Consider the following 17,158-nt stretch of genomic DNA (forward strand, 5'->3'; position numbering starts at 1 on the left):
TTTATGAACGCAATGAAAAATTTCGAGGGTGGTGTTCTACAGGTCCTGTCAGGATACTGCCCTTTTATGGAGGGCTAAAACCATGATAAAAAAACGTGACGTACACGAAAGCCAGGCGCTGTTTGAATTAATGACACATCCAGACGTATACCCTTATATCAGACAAAAAGCATCTTCTTCTGAAGAATTATTGTTTATGATCAAACAGATGATAGAAGCTGAAGAACGCGGTGAGATCATTTCAAGAACGATTTTAGATGAATGGGGAAATCCCGCAGGCACGATCAGCTTATTTGATGTGCAAAATAATAGTGGCTTTCTAGGTACCTGGCTCGGTAAGCCTTACCACGGCCTCGGATACAACCAGGCTGCTAAAGAAGCTTTTTTCAATGAATTATTTTACGAGCTTGGAATTGAAAATGTTTACCTCAGAATCAGAAAAACAAATCTCAGATCACAAAAAGCAGCAGAAAAACTTCCTTATGTTGTATCGGCGAATGAAACGAACAAAGCACTTTATGATGAGATTAATAGAGAAGAAAATCTATTTAATCTTTATGTTATAACTAAAGATTTATATACGCTCGTCCATATGCGTACGCAGAATGAAACTGAAAATGCACTCGAAGCATAAAATCACCGGACCATTGTCCGGTGATTTTTTTATATCCTATTGAGTGCTGTAATCATATCTTCTTCATCATTTAATATCTCAACTGCTTTATTGTTAAGATTTTCATGTTCAAGCGCTAAAACAAGAACTGCTGCAACATCAGCCTTTGTGATGTCACCTGAACGGTCAGTTAGAACCTCATCAGCTCTGATTTTTCCTGTTTCATTGTTATTAGTCAGCAGTCCAGGTCTAACGATTGAATAGTTTAAACCGCTATTTTCAAGATGTTTGTCTGCTTTATGTTTCGCATCGTAATAGGTTTTCATATCATCACTGATTTCCATCGTTGACAAATCACCTGCTCCAATTGCGCTTAACATCACAAATTTTTTAATCCCTTTTTTCACTGAGAGGTCTATTGCCCTGATCGCCCCATTCTCGTCTACAGCTTTTGTTTTATCGTTACCGGTATGACCTCCGGAACCTGCTGCAAATATCACCGCATCAACTTCATCAAATGCCTGTTCAAAATCACCTTCAAGGTCACCAAGCACTGGAAGACCACCCAGCTTTTCAATTTCTTCAAACTGTGATTCTTTTCTGACCATTCCTCTTGCATAATATTTATTTCTTTTAGCAAGCTTATTAATTGTGAGTTTTCCAGTTGTTCCGGCCGCTCCGATAACTAATACGTCCATATTCTCAAACCTCCTGTTATTCAATGTTTTACTTTTCCCTGTCTGGTCAGGGGTAAACGGATTCTGAGCTCAAAAAAAACAGCAAACTAAAGTCCGCTGTTTTTTGATAGCTCTGTTATTTCCTGTGCCATTTGACTGATCGTGTACGAAGGAGGTGCTTCATCCATCTTCTCAATCATCGTCCACTGCTGATCTCTTAACTGTCTGACAGCTGTGAGGAGAGATTCAGTTGTTAATTCTTCTTCTTCAAGCTTTAATGCAAAGCCCTGCTGTACAAAAGAATTAGCATTTAATATCTGGTCTCCTCTGCTTGCTTCTCTTGACAGAGGAATTAAAATCATCGGCTTTTTTAAAGCGAGAAATTCAAAAATTGAATTTGATCCTGCTCTTGAAATAACTAAGTCCGATGCTGCGATCAGATCCGGTAACTCACCTGAAACGAATTCATACTGAATATAATCAGGATTTTGATTTTCAACGACATTTCCCTTACCGCACAAATGAATAATAGAATAATGCTCTGTTAATTCAGGAAGGGCATTTCTGACAGTCGTATTAATACCCTTGGCACCAAGACTGCCACCCATGATTAATATGACAGGCTTTGGCTGGTCCAACCCTGCAAATGTCATTCCTTTTTCTCTCGATCCGCTAAAAAGCTCCTCACGGATAATCGCACCTGCACAGGTGGCTTTTTCTGCAGGTACATATTGAAGCGTTTCTCTGAATGTCGTATAAATCTTCGTCGCAAAAGGCATCGCTAATTTGTTCGCAAGTCCAGGTGTTACATCAGATTCGTGGATTGCCACCGGTACTCCAGCCAGTTTTGCTGCCAGCAAAACCGGCACAGATACAAATCCGCCTTTAGAAAAAATGACATCAGGCTTAATTTTTTTAATTTTCAGGTATGCCTGTACAGTACCAGCGAGAACACGGAAAGGATCTGAGAAGTTTTTTACTGAAAAATACCTTCTTAACTTTCCACTTGAAATACCGTAATAAGGAACATCCGGAAATTTTTCTGTAATTATGTCTTTTTCAATTCCATCTCTTGAACCGATGTAAGAGACATGCCATTTATTTTTCACAAATTCAGGAATGAGTGCAGTGTTCACTGAGACATGACCTGCCGAACCTCCGCCTGTAAACAATATTTTCTTCATGTGATACTCCAATCTAAAAATTCATTACCCGTCTATTATACCTGAATCAATTCAAACGGAAAGAGCCGTTTTCTTTTATGATTGATTCTGCAACATTTAACCCACTCATTACGACCATTGGAGAACCTCCGCCAGGGTGTGTGGAGCCCCCGGTATAATAAAGATTATGAACAAATCTGCTCTTATTACCGGGTCGTAAAAATGCGTCCTTCATTGAATTTGAAGAAATCCCGTAAATTGACCCTTTATAAGCTTTAAAAAGATGTTTCAAAGAGTCTGGTGTAAATATCTTTTCACATTCAAGCTGTTCACTGATTGGAATCCCTTTATCCTCAAGTTTACGGTAGATCTTCTCTTTATATGATTGAATATCGGGTATTTCTGCTGCCGGTGCGTTCACAAGTATAAACAGATTGCTGCCTTTTGTTATACTCCTGTCTGTATAAGCACTGTGGCTAATATAGATTGTTGGATCATCCGGCATTTTTTTATGTGTAAAGATATCTTCAAATTCCTGATCGTAATGTTCAGGAAAATATACCTGATGATGATGTATATCCGGTTGAAATTCTTTTAACCCTGCTAATATGACAAAAGCCGAAATAGAGGGTTCGTACTGATCAAGCTTCCGGTCCGTTAAACCTGGACGGTCAGACTCCTTTATCAGATTTTTTGTTGATGTCACAAAATCCCCATTTATAATGATCTGATCAAACTCAAAAGTACGTCCGCTTTCAGTCACTAATAACTGAGCATATTTCTGCTTAACCGTAATTTCCTTGACAGTTTCATTAAAGACTATTTCCCCCCCAAGTTTTATAAATACGTCTTCAAAAGCAGTAGCAATTTTGGTATTTCCACCTTTAACAGTAAATACACCTGATACCATTTCCAGATAGCCAATCATCGCAAAAGTAGCAGGACTCTGATAAGGAGAAGAACCAATATATGTCGCATATCGATTAAAAACTTTCTGGATGTCAGGATTTGAAAAGTATTTCTGATTAAATTTATACAGTTTCTTAAATGGCCTGACCCGCATAAATGCTCTTGCCATAGCAGGATCGAGAAAATCACACAGTGATGTAATGGCCTTTGGGAAAAATGCTTTTTCAGAAATGCTGTACAGACGTTCGATTTCTATCAGGTAATCCCAGTATAGAGAAGCAGCTTCAGGATCAATTTCATTAAGCTGTTTAATCATTTCATCCGGATGGACTGATTGAGTAAAAACTGTACCATCTGAAAAGATATTTTTAGTATGACGTTCGAGCCTGATAAATGAAAGGTAGTCATTCAAATCGAATCCTGTATCTTTTAAAACATTTTTAAAAACCCACGGCATTGTAATCGTATTTGGTCCAAAGTCAAAGTGATACTCACCTAATTTGACCGGCATCATTTTGCCGCCGGCATGGTCGTTTTTTTCTATAATTGTAACCTGATATCCGATTGACTGGAGCCTGATGGCAGCAGAAAGTCCGCCAAGACCGGCCCCGACGATACATATCCTCTTCATTGGTAGATCCGTCCCTTCCATTTATACCCGCTGCCGTTCAATCCTTTTATTGCTGCAGTACTCAGCAGTATAACTAAAGCGATTGCAGAGATAGGCATAAGTAAAAAATGCAGCTTAGATTGACTGGTGGCAGCATCTATTAAAAATGTCTGTAGAAAAATAATTAAGAGCGGAACAGTCAGCATCCAATTCCCGCTGAATACACCGATCAAAAATAGAGGTAGCGGAATAAAATAAAAGCTGATATAAAATAATGCGACAAGAAATGCTGCAGGTACCGACCTGCCAATCCCTGTGAAGATGTTTTTTGTGAAGCCTCCCCATACTTCAGCATTTGTCTCATACATATCACATGTGATTGATTTCGTCACATTGCTCAGAATACATCTGAAGCCATTTTGTTTTAAAGTTCTCGTTATATGTATATCCTCTACCAGCGAATGCCTGACTGCATAATGTCCTCCTGATGCTAAATAGGCATTTTTATCAAATAACATAAATGCGCCATGAGCAGCTGTAAAAGCAGGTTTAGTTGAATGATTTGCGACTATGTTCGGCAAATGAAAAAAAACAAAAAAATGCTGAAGTGGTACAAGTAACTTTGCCAAAAATGTTTTTGCCGGAAATTGAGGAAAACCAGTAATTAGACCGGCATGATGTTTTTTCAATAAATGAAGTCCTTTTGAAATTGCATCGGGCTCAAGTCTGACGTCCGCATCTATAAAACAATAGTAATCTCCTGTCGCCTGCCTGCTCAGCTGATGACAGGCAAACACTTTCCCTACCCACCGTTCAGGCAGTTTTTCTCCCTGAATGACTTTAATCTTACCCCTGTATGTATCCAGTATGTTTTCAGTCAGGTCTTCAGAGTGATCGTTTAAAACGATAATCTCTTTATTCATATAAGTTGATTTCAAAACGGAATCTATAACGTCGGCGGCATTTGCCTGTTCGTTTCTCATAGGGATCAGGATTGAAACCTTTGAAGATTCATGATCTGACTGATCCTTCAAACGGGGCATTGTAAGTATGTTCATGACGGTAAGCAGTAAAAAAATGAATAATATACTGATGTAAATAACCACGTTCAATCCCCCTTCAGACCCTTATAACTTATTTTCTTTTTAATACTTCCAGCCATTCGCTAGATGTTTTAAAGCCACTGATAAACTTTTTATAGTCATGTATGTTTTCATTTATAACATCAGTTTTAACCTGATTAAGGGATTCCTCAAGTGTGCGTCGAAAGAAATCGCTTTTTTCATTTCTATTCATCTTCTCGATATTTTCATTTCTAACGGGTGTTCCAATTGAGATAAAAAGTTCAGGCCGCTGATCATGCCGGAAAGTGTAATAAGCTGAAACAGGAATGATCTCAACATCCTGGTTTTTTTCTGCAAGATATGCCGGCCCGTTCATAAACGAGAGCGGTCTTTTTTCAAGATGTTCTTCTTTCCCCTGAGGAAAAATCCAGACTGATTTCTTTTCCTTTAATTTCTGATCAGCAAATTGCAGGCTTCTAATAAGAGATTTTGGTGAATCCGGATCTACAGGAAACGCCCCGATCTTAGAGAAGAATGAGAAATTCTCTATACCATCTTTACTCATCATGGCATAAGCGTCTTCCTTCAGTAAGTATCGGTTTAAATAAAATACAATCAACCCATCCCACCAGCTCGAATGGTTCATGATATATAATTTAGGCGTGTCTGATGAGACGTGATCATTTTTTACAAAAACCCTGTAAAAGTGTTTTTTTAATTGCCAGGTTAAATAGTTTCCGAGAATTAATTCTGTTTTAAATGATTTTTTATTCATTTAATCCTCCTCTTTAACAGCAGGTAGATCAGATAAGTGATTAAGAGACCCGATCCGGTAACAAAGATTGCAAAATACAATTGATAAGCGAATGCGGTAATCACAAACATAATAATCATTAAAAAATAGAGCCAATTTATCCGTTTAGTCCACGTCTCATCAGAAGGTGGAACTGCAATAAAGTAAACAATAAACTGAATGATAAATGAAACATAAAACCATGCGACGAAGTTTTGTGTTGGAATCTCGTAGTAAGGACCGGTATCATCCCACACCCAGTATTGTTTAGCCTGATAAGCAACAGGGTCGATAATCAGATCCATACATACGGCTAATAGCGAAGCAATAAACGCAAACCTTAAACCTTTGAGAATGCTTTTCGGTTTAATCAATAAGCGGGTCATTAAACTAAGTGAAGTAAAAATGACCATTACCCAGGCAAAACCAATTGTTAGTGGAACACCGAATACCTGTACGCCGAAATCCTGTTCATAGTGATAAGCACCAAAGATGATACCATATTCAACACCTAATGACTCAGCCCACATTGTAAAGGCCATAATCACTATACTAATTGATAACCCTCTTAAATTTCCAAGCACTTTCATCCCGTAGTAAATTGCCAGAATTCCTGATAAATATAAAAATACTGCATTAGCCCATTCTAAAAATGGCGGCAGCAAATCAAATGCAACTAAAATGACGCCAATTCCATACCATACTAAAAAAACTTTCCATACGACATTCATCCAATCACCTTCCGGACCTATATGATAGTTTGTTATGTTATAATGCTCTGAGATTTAAAAACTAGTCACTTTACGTGTAACAGAAAGCGAGCCGGGTTTTAATGGAGCAAACATTTAATCTGAAACAAAAGCTGAAACAGTTTTCAATTATTTTAATACCGATTCTTGTCACTCAACTTGGTTTATTTGCAATGAATTTCTTCGATACAATCATGTCCGGACAGTATTCAACTGCAGACCTTGCAGGTGTCGCAATCGGTTCATCGCTCTGGATGCCTGTCTTTACAGGACTCTCCGGTATTTTACTTGCAGTAACACCGATTGTTGCACAACTGATCGGGGGAAAAAAAGAAATGTATGTAAAAAACACAGTGATTCAGGGTATATACCTTGCTGTGATTATGGCAGTTATTATATTGATCGCGGGTTTTATTGTCGTAAATCCGATCCTATCTGCGATGAACATTGATAGCGAGGTAAGGAGAGTTGCCGGTCTATACCTTGCTGCACTCGCTGCAGGTATTGTCCCTCTTTTTGTTTATAACGTATTGCGCTCTTTTATCGATGCACTCGGATTTACAAGAGTAACGATGTATGTAACGTTAATGTCATTACCACTGAATGTCATATTTAACTATATTCTGATATTCGGAAAGCTTGGTTTTCCTGCACTGGGAGGGGTTGGTGCAGGTGTTGCTTCTGCGATTACATACTGGCTGATCTGTATCATCTCGATCGCAATCGTCCATCGCAACCGCCCTTTCAGTGAGTACAACGTTTTTCGTATTAAAGCAAAAGCAGATTTTACTAAATGGAAAGAGATTTTGCTGATCGGAATACCAATCGGTTTCTCTATTTTTTTTGAAACGAGTATATTCTCTGCCGTTACACTATTTATGAGTGTCTATACCACTGAAGTTATTGCTGCTCACCAGGCGGCTATTAATTTCTCTTCATTTTTGTATATGATCCCTCTTAGTATATCAATGGCACTTACAATTGTCGTTGGATTTGAAGCCGGTGCAGGCAGAATAAAAGATGCAAGAACTTACGGTTATATGGGTGTATCAATTGCAGTTTTAATTGCTGCAACAGGCGGATTACTCACCTTCATATTCAGAGATGCTGTAGCTGGTATTTATGTAACTGATCAGGAAGTAATCAGTCTTACTGCGCAATTTTTGATATTTGCCGTTCTTTTCCAGCTGTCAGATGCAATACAGGCCCCTGTGCAGGGTGTGTTAAGAGGCTACAAGGATGTAAATATCACACTGATTATGACGATGATTTCATACTGGGTGATTGGATTACCGGTTGGATATATCCTTGCCAATTATACAGACTGGACTTACTTCGGCTACTGGATTGGTCTGATCGCAGGACTGACGGCCGGAGCCATCACACTTACGATTCGTATGGTCATTATACAGCGCCATAAAATGAATGCAGCTCCCGGGAGTTAACCGGGAGCTTTACTGTTTGTGAATTTTACCCAACACATCTTTTCCACCGGTAACAGGAATAATGGCACCTGTGATAAAACCGGAATCTTCATGAACTAAAAATGAAAGCACTCTAGCTATATCCTCACCGCTGCCCGGTCTGCCTACCGGGTTTTCATGGTCGTCAGAGCCTGCTGTATCTTTAATACCAAGCTCCTTCCACTCCCCTTCAATATCACCAGGGCAAATCATATTAGCTGTAATTCCGTTCTCCGCTTCTTCCATCGCGATCGTTTTGGTTAAGGAAGCCAGTCCACTTTTTGCTGATGCAAATGCTGATCGGTAGAGCCAGCCTGGAGCGCTATCAACACGATCGTATCCAAACATAATCAGCCTGCCCCACGACTGGTTACGCATCATTGGAATAATATGTTTTGATAAATAAAATACAGCATTTAAATTACCATTAATCATTTGATCCCATTCTTCATAGGAATAATCCGTCATTTTTTTTCTTTCTGAAATATATGGTCCTGCATTGTGTACAAGGATATCTATTTTGCTGACGCCATGGTTTTTTAATTGTTCTAGTATAGACAAACTTCCTTGTTTGGAAGCAATATCAGCTTTAATGGCAATACACTCCTGATTGCTGATCTGACTGAGCTCAGCTGTAAAGTTTATTGCGTGTTCATCATTTGATCTGTAATTGATAATGATACGGTAACCCAATGTGGCGAGATACCCTGCTGTATATTTACCGATTCCTTTTGAACCGCCCGTTATTAACACTGTTTTATCCATTGACTTCAACTCCACACAATGTTCTTACTATCATTGTATGGATAAAGGAATATGGAAAGCAAATATTAACTTGCTTAATCAATGATTCCAGTGATTTTTATTTTCACTTCTATATTCATTTCAATCAGTTCAAGCTTCTTAAACCTTTTCTAATCCTTTTCACATAGACACATCCTTGTTATCAGTAAGTACAAAGAAAAAAGTAAAAAAACTCTCCAAATTTGGAGAGTTTTAAGGACTGTGCCAATTATTTACCGATAAACATTTGTGTCCAGTAATTTCCGTCTCCAACATATCCTACACCAATATGAGTATATGAAGTGCTTAGGATATTCTGACGATGACCTTCACTATTCATCCATGCAGTAACAACCTGCTCAGGCGTCTGTTGTCCCATCGCAATATTCTCACCTGCTGAACGGTAGTCAATACCATAAGTTTTCATCATGTCAAATGGTGATCCGTACGTTGGGCTTGTATGAGAAAAATACTGATTTCTTGCCATATCAGCAGACTTCTCTTCTGCAACAGCAGAAAGTTCAGGATCAGCAGATAATGCGGGAAGTCCATATTTACTTCTTTCCTGATTTGTCAGCTCAATCACCTGAGCTTCAAAGTTACCAATTTCATCATCAGAAGCAGCTGGTTGTGTAGTTTCTGTTTCTGTTTCTGTTTCATTCTCAGGCTCATTACTCTCCTGAACCGGCTCTTCTGCTGCAGTATTTGTATCATCTTCTGTATTTACTTCTACAGGCTGTTTTGCAGTCTCTTCTTCAGATGCACTACTTTCAGTTACATCCGGCTGTTCTTTTTTAACTGGAGCAGCTTTTTTCCAGACCTTTTTTTCCTGTGTTTTAACTTGAATGTCCTGATCGTATTGCTTTATCAAATACTCAAAGCAATTCTGATAGGAAGCTTTATTTCCACTTGCGTCTGCAGTACCAGCTGGTACTAATAACGCAAAAATGATGGCTGCTGAAGCTATTACTCTGACAAACATATAATCCCTCCAAATGTGTTTTGTCTTTTCGACATACCTATCGTATCACCAGTTTTACTGAAATAATTAAGGCATAATCTGGAGGGGATAAAAGTAAGGAACATTCTGCTAAAATATTAATCATGCTCTCTTGTAAATGCAACTTCACACTTAATATAGCAGGGATTACTAAATAGTTGTCATAGTAGTAAAGATTTACACCCGTGCATAAAGATTTCTTGCTTCAGTAAACATTACCATTAAACCATAATTGACAAGTTTAGATCTGAATCTTTATTTAACGATTATGACATCTTTTTTTCATTTGTTAAAATTCTGCTCATATAATCCGGTCACGTATTTGATAAGGATTTTCTTTTGATCCTGTGCCAAGTCAGACTGACTGATCAATTCTCTGGTAATTTGAAATTTCACACCAGGGGCCCTTCTTACTCTGGGATGTGTATTTTCATCAGAGAGTTCACTCAATATAGATTGCTCCATTTGTTCGAAAGAGCTGTAAGATCTGTTATTCCATAATAAAGTGTAAAGATCTAAAATCATTTTTTTATCAGTCATCTTTCAAGCCCCTCAAGATCTTTTTTGATTTGTTCACCGTTCAGATTTTCACCGATAATAACAAAGTTAGGGGTCATTTTCATATCATGCTCAAAGAACAATGGCATCCCGTAGGAATATTGAAACAATGTGGGGTATTTGTCATTATTAAATGGGATAAAACCTTTCATACGGTAGACTGATGTGGACAGGCTCTTCATCCATTCATTAAATGCCCCTCTTTGGACTGGACGATTGAATGTATGTACAATGACGTTCAATTGAAGTTCATGATTCAATCTGACCTGAGATGCCCCTTCATAATTAATCAAACTTAAATTGTCCAGCAATTTAAAATCAATTTTTGCATGCTGTGTCAAATATATGTTTGATGATAGCGATTGTATTTCGTTTAATATACCTGGAATCCTGTCTTCAGTGACGAGGTCCATTTTATTCAGCAGAACAATACTTGCATATTTAATTTGCTCTCTCATCAGTTGTAGCGCCTGTATTGACAGCACATCTCTCTTTTCCCATTGATGTGCATCTACGGTCGTTATAATTCCTTTAAAGCTGAACTGATCAGCAAACAATGGAGACAGTACAGAATCTACAACTTCCACAGGATGTGCTGCACCTGTTGTTTCTATTATTAACGTATCAAACCCCCCATCTATCAGAAGCTGTTGAAGCTGGCTTTCGAGTTTGTCCTGAATTGTGCAGCAAATACAGCCATCTAACAGTTCTGATAAAGGAATATCTTTATCTACTTCTTCAGAGTCAATTGAAATTTTTCCTGCTTCATTCATTAATACGGCCGGAAGACGTCCCTGTTTCTTTTCAAAACGGATCAGATTTTTTAATAATGTTGTCTTACCGCTTCCAAGAAATCCTGATAATAAATACACAGTTTTTTTGTTCTTCATCATATCATCCTTTCAAAAAACCCGGCCAATCTTTAGGCCGGGTTTAAGCATGTCACTTAAGAAGCTTCTTCTGCTTCGATATTCGCTTCCTCAATTAAATAATCAATTGCACGATTTACCTGTGGGTCATCTTCTTCAAGCTGTTCTCTCAGACTGAGCATAATTGATGAAGCCGTTTCCGGATCGATGATACCTGTGACTTCAAGGTCGTTTTCTTCCTGATAGGATTCAACTGCATTCACGGTGTCTTCATCAAATAAACCATCAATGTTTCCTGGATTTAATCCAAGTGCATTCAACATTTGTTCAGCAACTTTCACATCTTCTGACAGCATTGATTCTTCAAGATCTGAATCAATATTCAAGTAAGGTAAAGTAGCATATTCAGGCATAACTACCTCGGTTGTAGGTGCCACACCTTCTTCATGTACCCAATTATCATTAGGTGTCAGCCATCTTGCAGTTGTAATTTTCATGTTAGATGAATCACTGAAGTCCTCAGCTGTCTGGACAGTTCCTTTACCAAAAGTATTTTTTCCGAATAAAGGGATATCTGCAGTCTCGTTAACAGCAGCTGCAACGATTTCAGATGCACTAGCGCTTCCTTCATCGATAATAACAGCAGTTGGAACCTCGACTTTATCGCCTTCCTGAGCAGCGATCACCTGTTTATCACCATTGCTTTCCTCAATCTGAACAATCGTTTCACCGGCTGGTACAAACAGATTAGAGATTGAGATCGCCTGAGGCAGAAGGCCACCAGGGTTTTGTCTCAGATCGAGCACCAGTGCTTCCATCCCTTGTGATTCAAGGTCCTGAAGCGCCTCAGTCAGCTCATCAAAAGTTGTCTCTGAAAAACTTGTAAGCTGCACTGTTGCAACATTCTGATCGTTCATATCATAATAGACAGTTTCTAAAGGAATATCGTCTCTAGTAATCGTAACTTCAAGTGTATCCTGAGCACTAGGGCGCTGAATGGTTAATGTAACATCAGTTCCTTTTTCACCTCTGATCAGCATAACTGCTTCAGAAGCACTCATACCCTGAATACTTTCACCATCTACAGCAAGGATCTGATCATTTGGTAAAATCCCTGCTCTTTCAGCCGGAGAACCTTTAATAGGTGAAACGACTGTAATCAGATCATTCATTGATTGAATCTCAGCTCCAATTCCCTGGAAGCTGGAAGTTATGTTTTCATTAAATTGGGCAGTTTCTTCCTGATTCATATAATCAGAATATGGATCACCGAGCGAATCCACCATTCCGTTTATAGCACCATTGATCAGGTCTTCTTCTTCGTATTCAAGGAAGTAATTCTCCTGAATCGTATCGTACGCTTCATAAAGTTTATTAAATTCGGTCCGCTCCTGAACGCCTACTGTAACCGCCTTTTCATCCCCGAACGATAAAGCAAAAATTGAAATTCCGGCAGTTGCTAATACAGTAAAAAATAAAAGCATCACGAAATGAAATTTTTTAATATTCACGTAGTTTGATAAGGTTTCTTTAGCCTCTTCCTTTGTTACGTCTTGATGCTCGTTATCCATTTTTTCACCACTTTCTAATCTTACGCATATGACAATCTATTTTATCTTAACAGCTTTAGGTATATAGGAAAAGCAAAATCTGACCATTCTTCAATATGTCGAAATTCAGCAGTAATGCACAGCTGTAATGAAAAATAAAACCGGCTGCAATTTTGCAGCCGGTGAAATGTTATTCTGCGATTGCAGCATCAAGTGCAACAACAATCATGTCATTAAAAGTAACCTGGCGCTCTTCAGAAGAAGTTGCTTCGCCAGTAAGGATATGATCACTTACAGTCAAAACTGAAAGTGCTCTTCTGCCATGTTTAGCAGCTAATGTGTAAAGTGCTGATGTCTCCATTTCAACAGCCAGAATACCGTATTGAGCCCATTTTTCATGTTCAGCATTGTCATCGTAGAAAATGTCAGCTGTAAATACGTTACCTACCTGAAGATTAAGACCTTTTTCCAGGCCAGCATCGTATGCATTCTTCAGAAGACCGAAGTCAGCTGCAGGTGCATAATCAACACCTTTAAATGTTCTCTGATTCATATTGTTATCAGTTGATGCAGTCATCGCCAGGATCACGTCACGTACTTTAACATCCTTTTGAATCGCACCACAAGTTCCAACACGGATCAGATTTTTAACACCATATTCTTCAATTAATTCATTCGCATAAATTGAAATTGACGGTACACCCATTCCGGTACCCTGCACCGAAATTTTGTGGCCTTTATATGTACCAGTATAACCGAACATATTTCTAACTTCGTTATAGCACGTTACATCCTCTAGGAATGTTTCTGCGATATATTTTGCACGCAATGGATCACCTGGTAAAAGTACCGTTTCAGCGATATCACCTTTTTTTGCACCAATATGAATACTCATCATATTTCCTCCCTTACCTTTATGAAGCCTTATTGTAGCTCTTTTCTTTTATTATTTCAACTTATATATAGATTCGGAGTTGCTACTAAGTTTTTTGCTAGTTGTTAGTTGTTTCGTACTCCTCCCAAAGCTCGTCAAAAATAACCGCCAGTAAAAAATATTGTTCGGTCGTTTCAATATATTGGCTAATTTCATTATAATTTTTAGACCTTCTGGGAAAATCACCATCTTCATAGATTTTGTTTGCCAGTTTTTCTTTATTGTCGCGCGGAACAGGTTCTCTGTACTTTAATACGAAATGATAAAATGTCTTCAATGTTGTCCCCCCCTGTATTTTAAAAATGGATCCGGATCATGACATAACTTTTATACCTCATTCAATTTAGCACAAAAAAAACTGTTCCCCAAGTTTCAGGGAACAGCCGTCATTATTTAGATGATACATTCATAACTGTGTCTTGTCCTGCCTGTACAGATGATGCGGGTTTCTTTTCAATGCCGGCAAGATCATCACCATTTGTAATGATAATAGGAGTAATAATGCTTTTAGCTTCATTTCTTACAAGTTCGAGATCAAATGTTACAAGCGGATCTCCAACACTTACTTTTGAACCTTCAGAAACGTGTGCTTCAAAACCGTTTCCTTCCATAGATACTGTCTCAAGTCCGATATGGATCAGAACTTCAGCTCCATTTTTAGCTTTCAGTCCGATCGCATGTTTAGTTGGAAATACCTGAACAACCTCACCGTCAATAGGAGATACTACTTTTCCTTCAGTCGGTTCAATTGCAACACCGTCACCCATCATTTTTTGTGAGAATACCGGATCCGGCACTTCCTCAAGCGTTAGCAGATTACCAGTTAATGGAGATTTAATTTCAACGTTTTTTGGTGCCTCTTCTTTTTTACCGAATAATTTTTTTAGCATCTAATCACGCTCCTCTTGTTTATATAGACTGAATTCCATCCCTTTAAACTTTCGCACAATGCAGTTTATCAGATTGTTCATCTATTCACAAGTATTATTCACTGAATAACTTTTTATATTCCCCGTACCCCTCTTTTTCCAATTCTTCTTTTGGTACAAAACGCATCGCAGCTGAGTTAATACAATATCTTAAGCCATCAGGTCCCGGACCGTCATCAAATACATGACCTAAGTGGGAATCTGCTACATTGGATCTCACTTCAGTTCTGATCATGAAATGACTTGTATCTTTTTTTTCAATTATCTCTTCCTGATCAATCGGCTTTGTAAAACTTGGCCATCCGCACCCGGCATCATATTTGTCTTTAGAGCTGAATAATGGTTTGCCTGAAATGATATCCACGTAAATTCCGTCACCGAATTCATCCCAGTACTCATTTTTAAATGGTGGTTCAGTCCCGTTTTTTTGTGTGACTTCATACTGCATCTTATTTAATTCTGTTACATGCTTCTTCATCGTCTCAACCTTTCTGTGTTTTGTTCAACCATTCTTTTTCTTCCGGATCCCGTATAGTATGCCTGATAATGCGTAGGATTTTTTTGATAGTAATTCTGATGTCCTTCTTCAGCAGGATAGAATACTGATGCATCGAAAATATCAGTTACAATCGGTTTGCTGAACTTACCACTTTCATCAAGTGCTTTTTTCGAATTTTCAGCTAGCGCTCTCTGCTTTTCATTATGAACATAAATCGCTGTTTTGTATGATTCTCCGCGGTCAAAAAACTGGCCGCCGGGATCTGTTGGATCGATTTGAACCCAGAAGAGTTCAAGAAGTTTTTCATAAGGGAACACTTCAGGATCAAAGACAATCTGAACCGCTTCACGGTGTCCGGTTGTTTCACTGCATACTTCCTGATAAGTCGGATTTTCCGTATGTCCCCCTGTGTAACCTGAAGTAACTGACTCAATACCCGGTTCCTGATCAAACGGTTTTACCATGCACCAAAAGCATCCACCTGCAAAAGTTGCTTTTTCATAATTAGACACTTCACTTCACTCCTATTATTGTGGGACATAAATTGAAAATGATATTTCATCCTCTTCCAGATTAAACTGATTGGTCTTCACATTCAGACCCTGTGCAACATCAATTTCTGTAACCTGCACAACAATCTGCTGATTTTGAGGCTCCATTACGACCCATTCCGGAAACTCATAAGAATCATCAATAAATTTGAGTACGCTTGATACAGGCAGGTCGATTGCACCAAGCGATAAACTTTCCTGTGTCAGTAATAAATTTCCGTTTTCGAGCGCATTAGCCTCAAATGACATTTGAAAATCGATACTAGTGCTGAAGATTGGTATTTCCCCATTCAGTTTTACCCGATCGTCAAACAGCACTGAATAGTCAATAGAGCCGCCAAGTTCTTCCTCAATAAACCTGTTTGCTACTATTGTCAGGTCCTCGCGGTTGGTGATCACTTCAAATTCCGCTCTGGATTCAGGAGGTGTGCCGGGTGATGCATTTGCCTGTTCACCCTCAACAGGACGTAATAATAAATAACCAATAATCGCTGTCCCAATTAAAATAACCGCTAACAACGTAAAGAACATTACTTTCCAAATATTACTCATTTTACTCATCTCCCTGACTGCCGGCATCTATCACTTCTGCCACACCTGATTCAATTCTTTCAGCGATCAGAGAATAACCTTCATCGTTTGGATGGAAATAGTCAGTGTGCAGTAAATTCTGATCAGGATGTCTGAACAGATCTGCTATATCGACATATGAGGTGTTATCATAATCGCTTATAATACTTTCACCGCTGGCATTCCATGTATCAACAATCATTTTCATTTCTTTTACATCTGCTGAGAACATGAAGAACGGATTATAAATTCCCATAAGCACCACTGAAATATCACGATTAATTGTTCTGATCTCTGATAAAATATCAGTTAAATTTTCCTCATAATTCAGTCTCTCTCCTTCAAAGCTCTCAAAAGTTAAAGATGGAAATGTGCTTCTGACAACCTTCATTACATCATTACCACCAATTGTTATGATTGCGATATCTGAAGAAGCAATAGCCGTCTGTATGTCAGATTCTTCATTAATTCTCTTTAACAATTGATCCGAGCGGTTACCTCTTTTACCGAAATTCAGGATATCCACTTCTCCGATTTCATTTCTTGCTTCAAGCCTTTCTTCAAGTAGCGGTACATATCCGCCGAGATCTGTACTATCTCCTACTCCCTGTGTGAGAGAGTCACCTAATGATACGATTTTAAGCGGCTCCGGGAAAAATCCTTCTTCAGGCATTTCTTTTTCTGGAAGCTCAACCTCTCTCAGCTGCTGTTCAGATGAAACGTTTGTGCAGGCTGAAAGCATTACGATGATGACCATTAATAATATAGGTCCTGTTTTAGTCTTAAACATGTTATTCACCTGCCTAACTCCTCTATTCACATTATAACACCTGGAAATTAGGTTCAAACAATACGATGCCTGCTTAATCTGTAA

Annotated in this window: 20 protein-coding genes; 2 read left to right on the forward strand and 18 right to left on the reverse strand. The window is 38.5% G+C overall.

What is annotated here, in order from left to right:
* The first annotated feature begins 82 nt into the window (after positions 1-82).
* On the forward strand, positions 83-634 hold the full coding sequence (locus LG330_RS09855) for a GNAT family N-acetyltransferase (RefSeq protein WP_404403353.1): 552 nt from the start codon (positions 83-85) through the stop codon (positions 632-634).
* A gap of 29 nt (positions 635-663) precedes the next feature.
* Here LG330_RS09855 and LG330_RS09860 read toward each other — a convergent pair whose 3' ends face one another.
* The 6 genes from LG330_RS09860 to LG330_RS09885 form a co-directional block, all read right to left on the reverse strand.
* Entirely contained in the window at positions 664-1,311 is a 648-nt protein-coding gene (locus LG330_RS09860; RefSeq protein WP_404403355.1) for an SDR family oxidoreductase, read from the reverse strand.
* 86 nt (positions 1,312-1,397) lie between these two features.
* Positions 1,398-2,474 (reverse strand): undecaprenyldiphospho-muramoylpentapeptide beta-N-acetylglucosaminyltransferase, encoded by a 1,077-nt coding sequence (locus tag LG330_RS09865; protein ID WP_404403357.1) that lies wholly within the window; start codon positions 2,472-2,474, stop codon positions 1,398-1,400.
* 46 nt (positions 2,475-2,520) lie between these two features.
* Positions 2,521-3,993, reverse strand: a complete 1,473-nt coding sequence (locus LG330_RS09870; protein ID WP_404403359.1) for a phytoene desaturase family protein — start codon at positions 3,991-3,993, stop codon at positions 2,521-2,523.
* Complete coding sequence (locus tag LG330_RS09875; protein WP_404403361.1) at positions 3,990-5,078, reverse strand: glycosyltransferase; 1,089 nt, start codon at positions 5,076-5,078, stop codon at positions 3,990-3,992. Before LG330_RS09875 ends, LG330_RS09870 begins: the two co-directional genes overlap by 4 nt.
* Positions 5,079-5,106: 28 nt before the next feature.
* Positions 5,107-5,811, reverse strand: coding sequence for a lysophospholipid acyltransferase family protein (locus LG330_RS09880; protein ID WP_404403363.1), 705 nt, complete (start codon positions 5,809-5,811; stop codon positions 5,107-5,109).
* On the reverse strand, positions 5,808-6,560 hold the full coding sequence (locus tag LG330_RS09885) for a carotenoid biosynthesis protein (RefSeq protein WP_404403365.1): 753 nt from the start codon (positions 6,558-6,560) through the stop codon (positions 5,808-5,810). The genes LG330_RS09880 and LG330_RS09885 overlap by 4 nt, the downstream gene beginning before the upstream one ends.
* A 101-nt stretch (positions 6,561-6,661) precedes the next feature.
* Between LG330_RS09885 and LG330_RS09890 the strand changes: the two genes are divergently transcribed.
* Positions 6,662-8,023, forward strand: coding sequence for an MATE family efflux transporter (locus LG330_RS09890; RefSeq protein WP_404403367.1), 1,362 nt, complete (start codon positions 6,662-6,664; stop codon positions 8,021-8,023).
* Positions 8,024-8,032: 9 nt separating this feature from the next.
* Here LG330_RS09890 and LG330_RS09895 read toward each other — a convergent pair whose 3' ends face one another.
* The 12 genes from LG330_RS09895 to LG330_RS09950 form a co-directional block, all read right to left on the reverse strand.
* Positions 8,033-8,806: an SDR family oxidoreductase gene (locus tag LG330_RS09895; protein ID WP_404403369.1), complete on the reverse strand. Its 774-nt coding sequence runs from the start codon at positions 8,804-8,806 to the stop codon at positions 8,033-8,035.
* Between the two features lie 247 nt (positions 8,807-9,053).
* On the reverse strand, positions 9,054-9,806 hold the full coding sequence (locus LG330_RS09900) for a CAP domain-containing protein (protein WP_404403371.1): 753 nt from the start codon (positions 9,804-9,806) through the stop codon (positions 9,054-9,056).
* A gap of 300 nt (positions 9,807-10,106) precedes the next feature.
* The gene (locus LG330_RS09905; RefSeq protein ID WP_404403373.1) at positions 10,107-10,364 is read right to left on the reverse strand and encodes a hypothetical protein; all 258 of its coding nucleotides are present in this window, start codon (positions 10,362-10,364) and stop codon (positions 10,107-10,109) included.
* A complete protein-coding gene (locus LG330_RS09910; RefSeq protein ID WP_404403375.1) occupies positions 10,361-11,272 on the reverse strand; it encodes a CobW family GTP-binding protein in 912 nt (303 codons plus the stop codon). Before LG330_RS09910 ends, LG330_RS09905 begins: the two co-directional genes overlap by 4 nt.
* 56 nt (positions 11,273-11,328) lie before the next feature.
* Positions 11,329-12,822: a S41 family peptidase gene (locus LG330_RS09915; RefSeq protein ID WP_404403377.1), complete on the reverse strand. Its 1,494-nt coding sequence runs from the start codon at positions 12,820-12,822 to the stop codon at positions 11,329-11,331.
* 169 nt (positions 12,823-12,991) lie between these two features.
* Positions 12,992-13,696, reverse strand: coding sequence for a purine-nucleoside phosphorylase (gene deoD, locus LG330_RS09920; RefSeq protein ID WP_404403379.1), 705 nt, complete (start codon positions 13,694-13,696; stop codon positions 12,992-12,994).
* Positions 13,697-13,793: 97 nt separating this feature from the next.
* Positions 13,794-14,012, reverse strand: a complete 219-nt coding sequence (locus tag LG330_RS09925; protein ID WP_404403381.1) for a YozE family protein — start codon at positions 14,010-14,012, stop codon at positions 13,794-13,796.
* Between the two features lie 112 nt (positions 14,013-14,124).
* Positions 14,125-14,625, reverse strand: a complete 501-nt coding sequence (locus tag LG330_RS09930; protein WP_404403383.1) for a PTS glucose transporter subunit IIA — start codon at positions 14,623-14,625, stop codon at positions 14,125-14,127.
* Positions 14,626-14,719: 94 nt separating this feature from the next.
* A complete protein-coding gene (gene msrB, locus LG330_RS09935) occupies positions 14,720-15,142 on the reverse strand; it encodes a peptide-methionine (R)-S-oxide reductase MsrB (RefSeq protein WP_404403385.1) in 423 nt (140 codons plus the stop codon).
* Positions 15,139-15,627: a peptide-methionine (S)-S-oxide reductase MsrA gene (gene msrA / locus LG330_RS09940; RefSeq protein WP_404409557.1), complete on the reverse strand. Its 489-nt coding sequence runs from the start codon at positions 15,625-15,627 to the stop codon at positions 15,139-15,141. Before msrA ends, msrB begins: the two co-directional genes overlap by 4 nt.
* Positions 15,628-15,690: 63 nt before the next feature.
* Entirely contained in the window at positions 15,691-16,266 is a 576-nt protein-coding gene (locus LG330_RS09945; protein ID WP_404403387.1) for a YpmS family protein, read from the reverse strand.
* A 1-nt stretch (position 16,267) separates the two neighbouring features.
* A complete protein-coding gene (locus tag LG330_RS09950; RefSeq protein WP_404409559.1) occupies positions 16,268-17,074 on the reverse strand; it encodes an SGNH/GDSL hydrolase family protein in 807 nt (268 codons plus the stop codon).
* Positions 17,075-17,158 lie beyond the last annotated feature (84 nt).

The organism is Jeotgalibacillus malaysiensis, assembly GCF_044789845.1.
GTDB classification, from domain to species: Bacteria; Bacillota; Bacilli; order Bacillales; family Jeotgalibacillaceae; genus Jeotgalibacillus; species Jeotgalibacillus malaysiensis_A.

Excerpts from the sequence above, each read along its gene's own strand:
- LG330_RS09855 (WP_404403353.1), top strand. The coding sequence starts at position 83 with ATGATAAAAAAACGTGACGTACACGAAAGCCAGGCGCTGTTTGAATTA.
- LG330_RS09860 (WP_404403355.1), bottom strand. The coding sequence starts at position 1,311 with ATGGACGTATTAGTTATCGGAGCGGCCGGAACAACTGGAAAACTCACA.
- LG330_RS09865 (WP_404403357.1), bottom strand. The coding sequence starts at position 2,474 with ATGAAGAAAATATTGTTTACAGGCGGAGGTTCGGCAGGTCATGTCTCA.
- LG330_RS09870 (WP_404403359.1), bottom strand. The coding sequence starts at position 3,993 with ATGAAGAGGATATGTATCGTCGGGGCCGGTCTTGGCGGACTTTCTGCT.
- LG330_RS09880 (WP_404403363.1), bottom strand. The coding sequence starts at position 5,811 with ATGAATAAAAAATCATTTAAAACAGAATTAATTCTCGGAAACTATTTA.
- LG330_RS09885 (WP_404403365.1), bottom strand. The coding sequence starts at position 6,560 with ATGAATGTCGTATGGAAAGTTTTTTTAGTATGGTATGGAATTGGCGTC.
- LG330_RS09890 (WP_404403367.1), top strand. The coding sequence starts at position 6,662 with ATGGAGCAAACATTTAATCTGAAACAAAAGCTGAAACAGTTTTCAATT.
- LG330_RS09895 (WP_404403369.1), bottom strand. The coding sequence starts at position 8,806 with ATGGATAAAACAGTGTTAATAACGGGCGGTTCAAAAGGAATCGGTAAA.
- LG330_RS09900 (WP_404403371.1), bottom strand. The coding sequence starts at position 9,806 with ATGTTTGTCAGAGTAATAGCTTCAGCAGCCATCATTTTTGCGTTATTA.
- LG330_RS09905 (WP_404403373.1), bottom strand. The coding sequence starts at position 10,364 with ATGACTGATAAAAAAATGATTTTAGATCTTTACACTTTATTATGGAAT.
- LG330_RS09910 (WP_404403375.1), bottom strand. The coding sequence starts at position 11,272 with ATGAAGAACAAAAAAACTGTGTATTTATTATCAGGATTTCTTGGAAGC.
- LG330_RS09915 (WP_404403377.1), bottom strand. The coding sequence starts at position 12,822 with ATGGATAACGAGCATCAAGACGTAACAAAGGAAGAGGCTAAAGAAACC.
- deoD (WP_404403379.1), bottom strand. The coding sequence starts at position 13,696 with ATGAGTATTCATATTGGTGCAAAAAAAGGTGATATCGCTGAAACGGTA.
- LG330_RS09930 (WP_404403383.1), bottom strand. The coding sequence starts at position 14,625 with ATGCTAAAAAAATTATTCGGTAAAAAAGAAGAGGCACCAAAAAACGTT.
- msrB (WP_404403385.1), bottom strand. The coding sequence starts at position 15,142 with ATGAAGAAGCATGTAACAGAATTAAATAAGATGCAGTATGAAGTCACA.
- msrA (WP_404409557.1), bottom strand. The coding sequence starts at position 15,627 with ATGGTAAAACCGTTTGATCAGGAACCGGGTATTGAGTCAGTTACTTCA.
- LG330_RS09945 (WP_404403387.1), bottom strand. The coding sequence starts at position 16,266 with ATGAGTAATATTTGGAAAGTAATGTTCTTTACGTTGTTAGCGGTTATT.
- LG330_RS09950 (WP_404409559.1), bottom strand. The coding sequence starts at position 17,074 with ATGTTTAAGACTAAAACAGGACCTATATTATTAATGGTCATCATCGTA.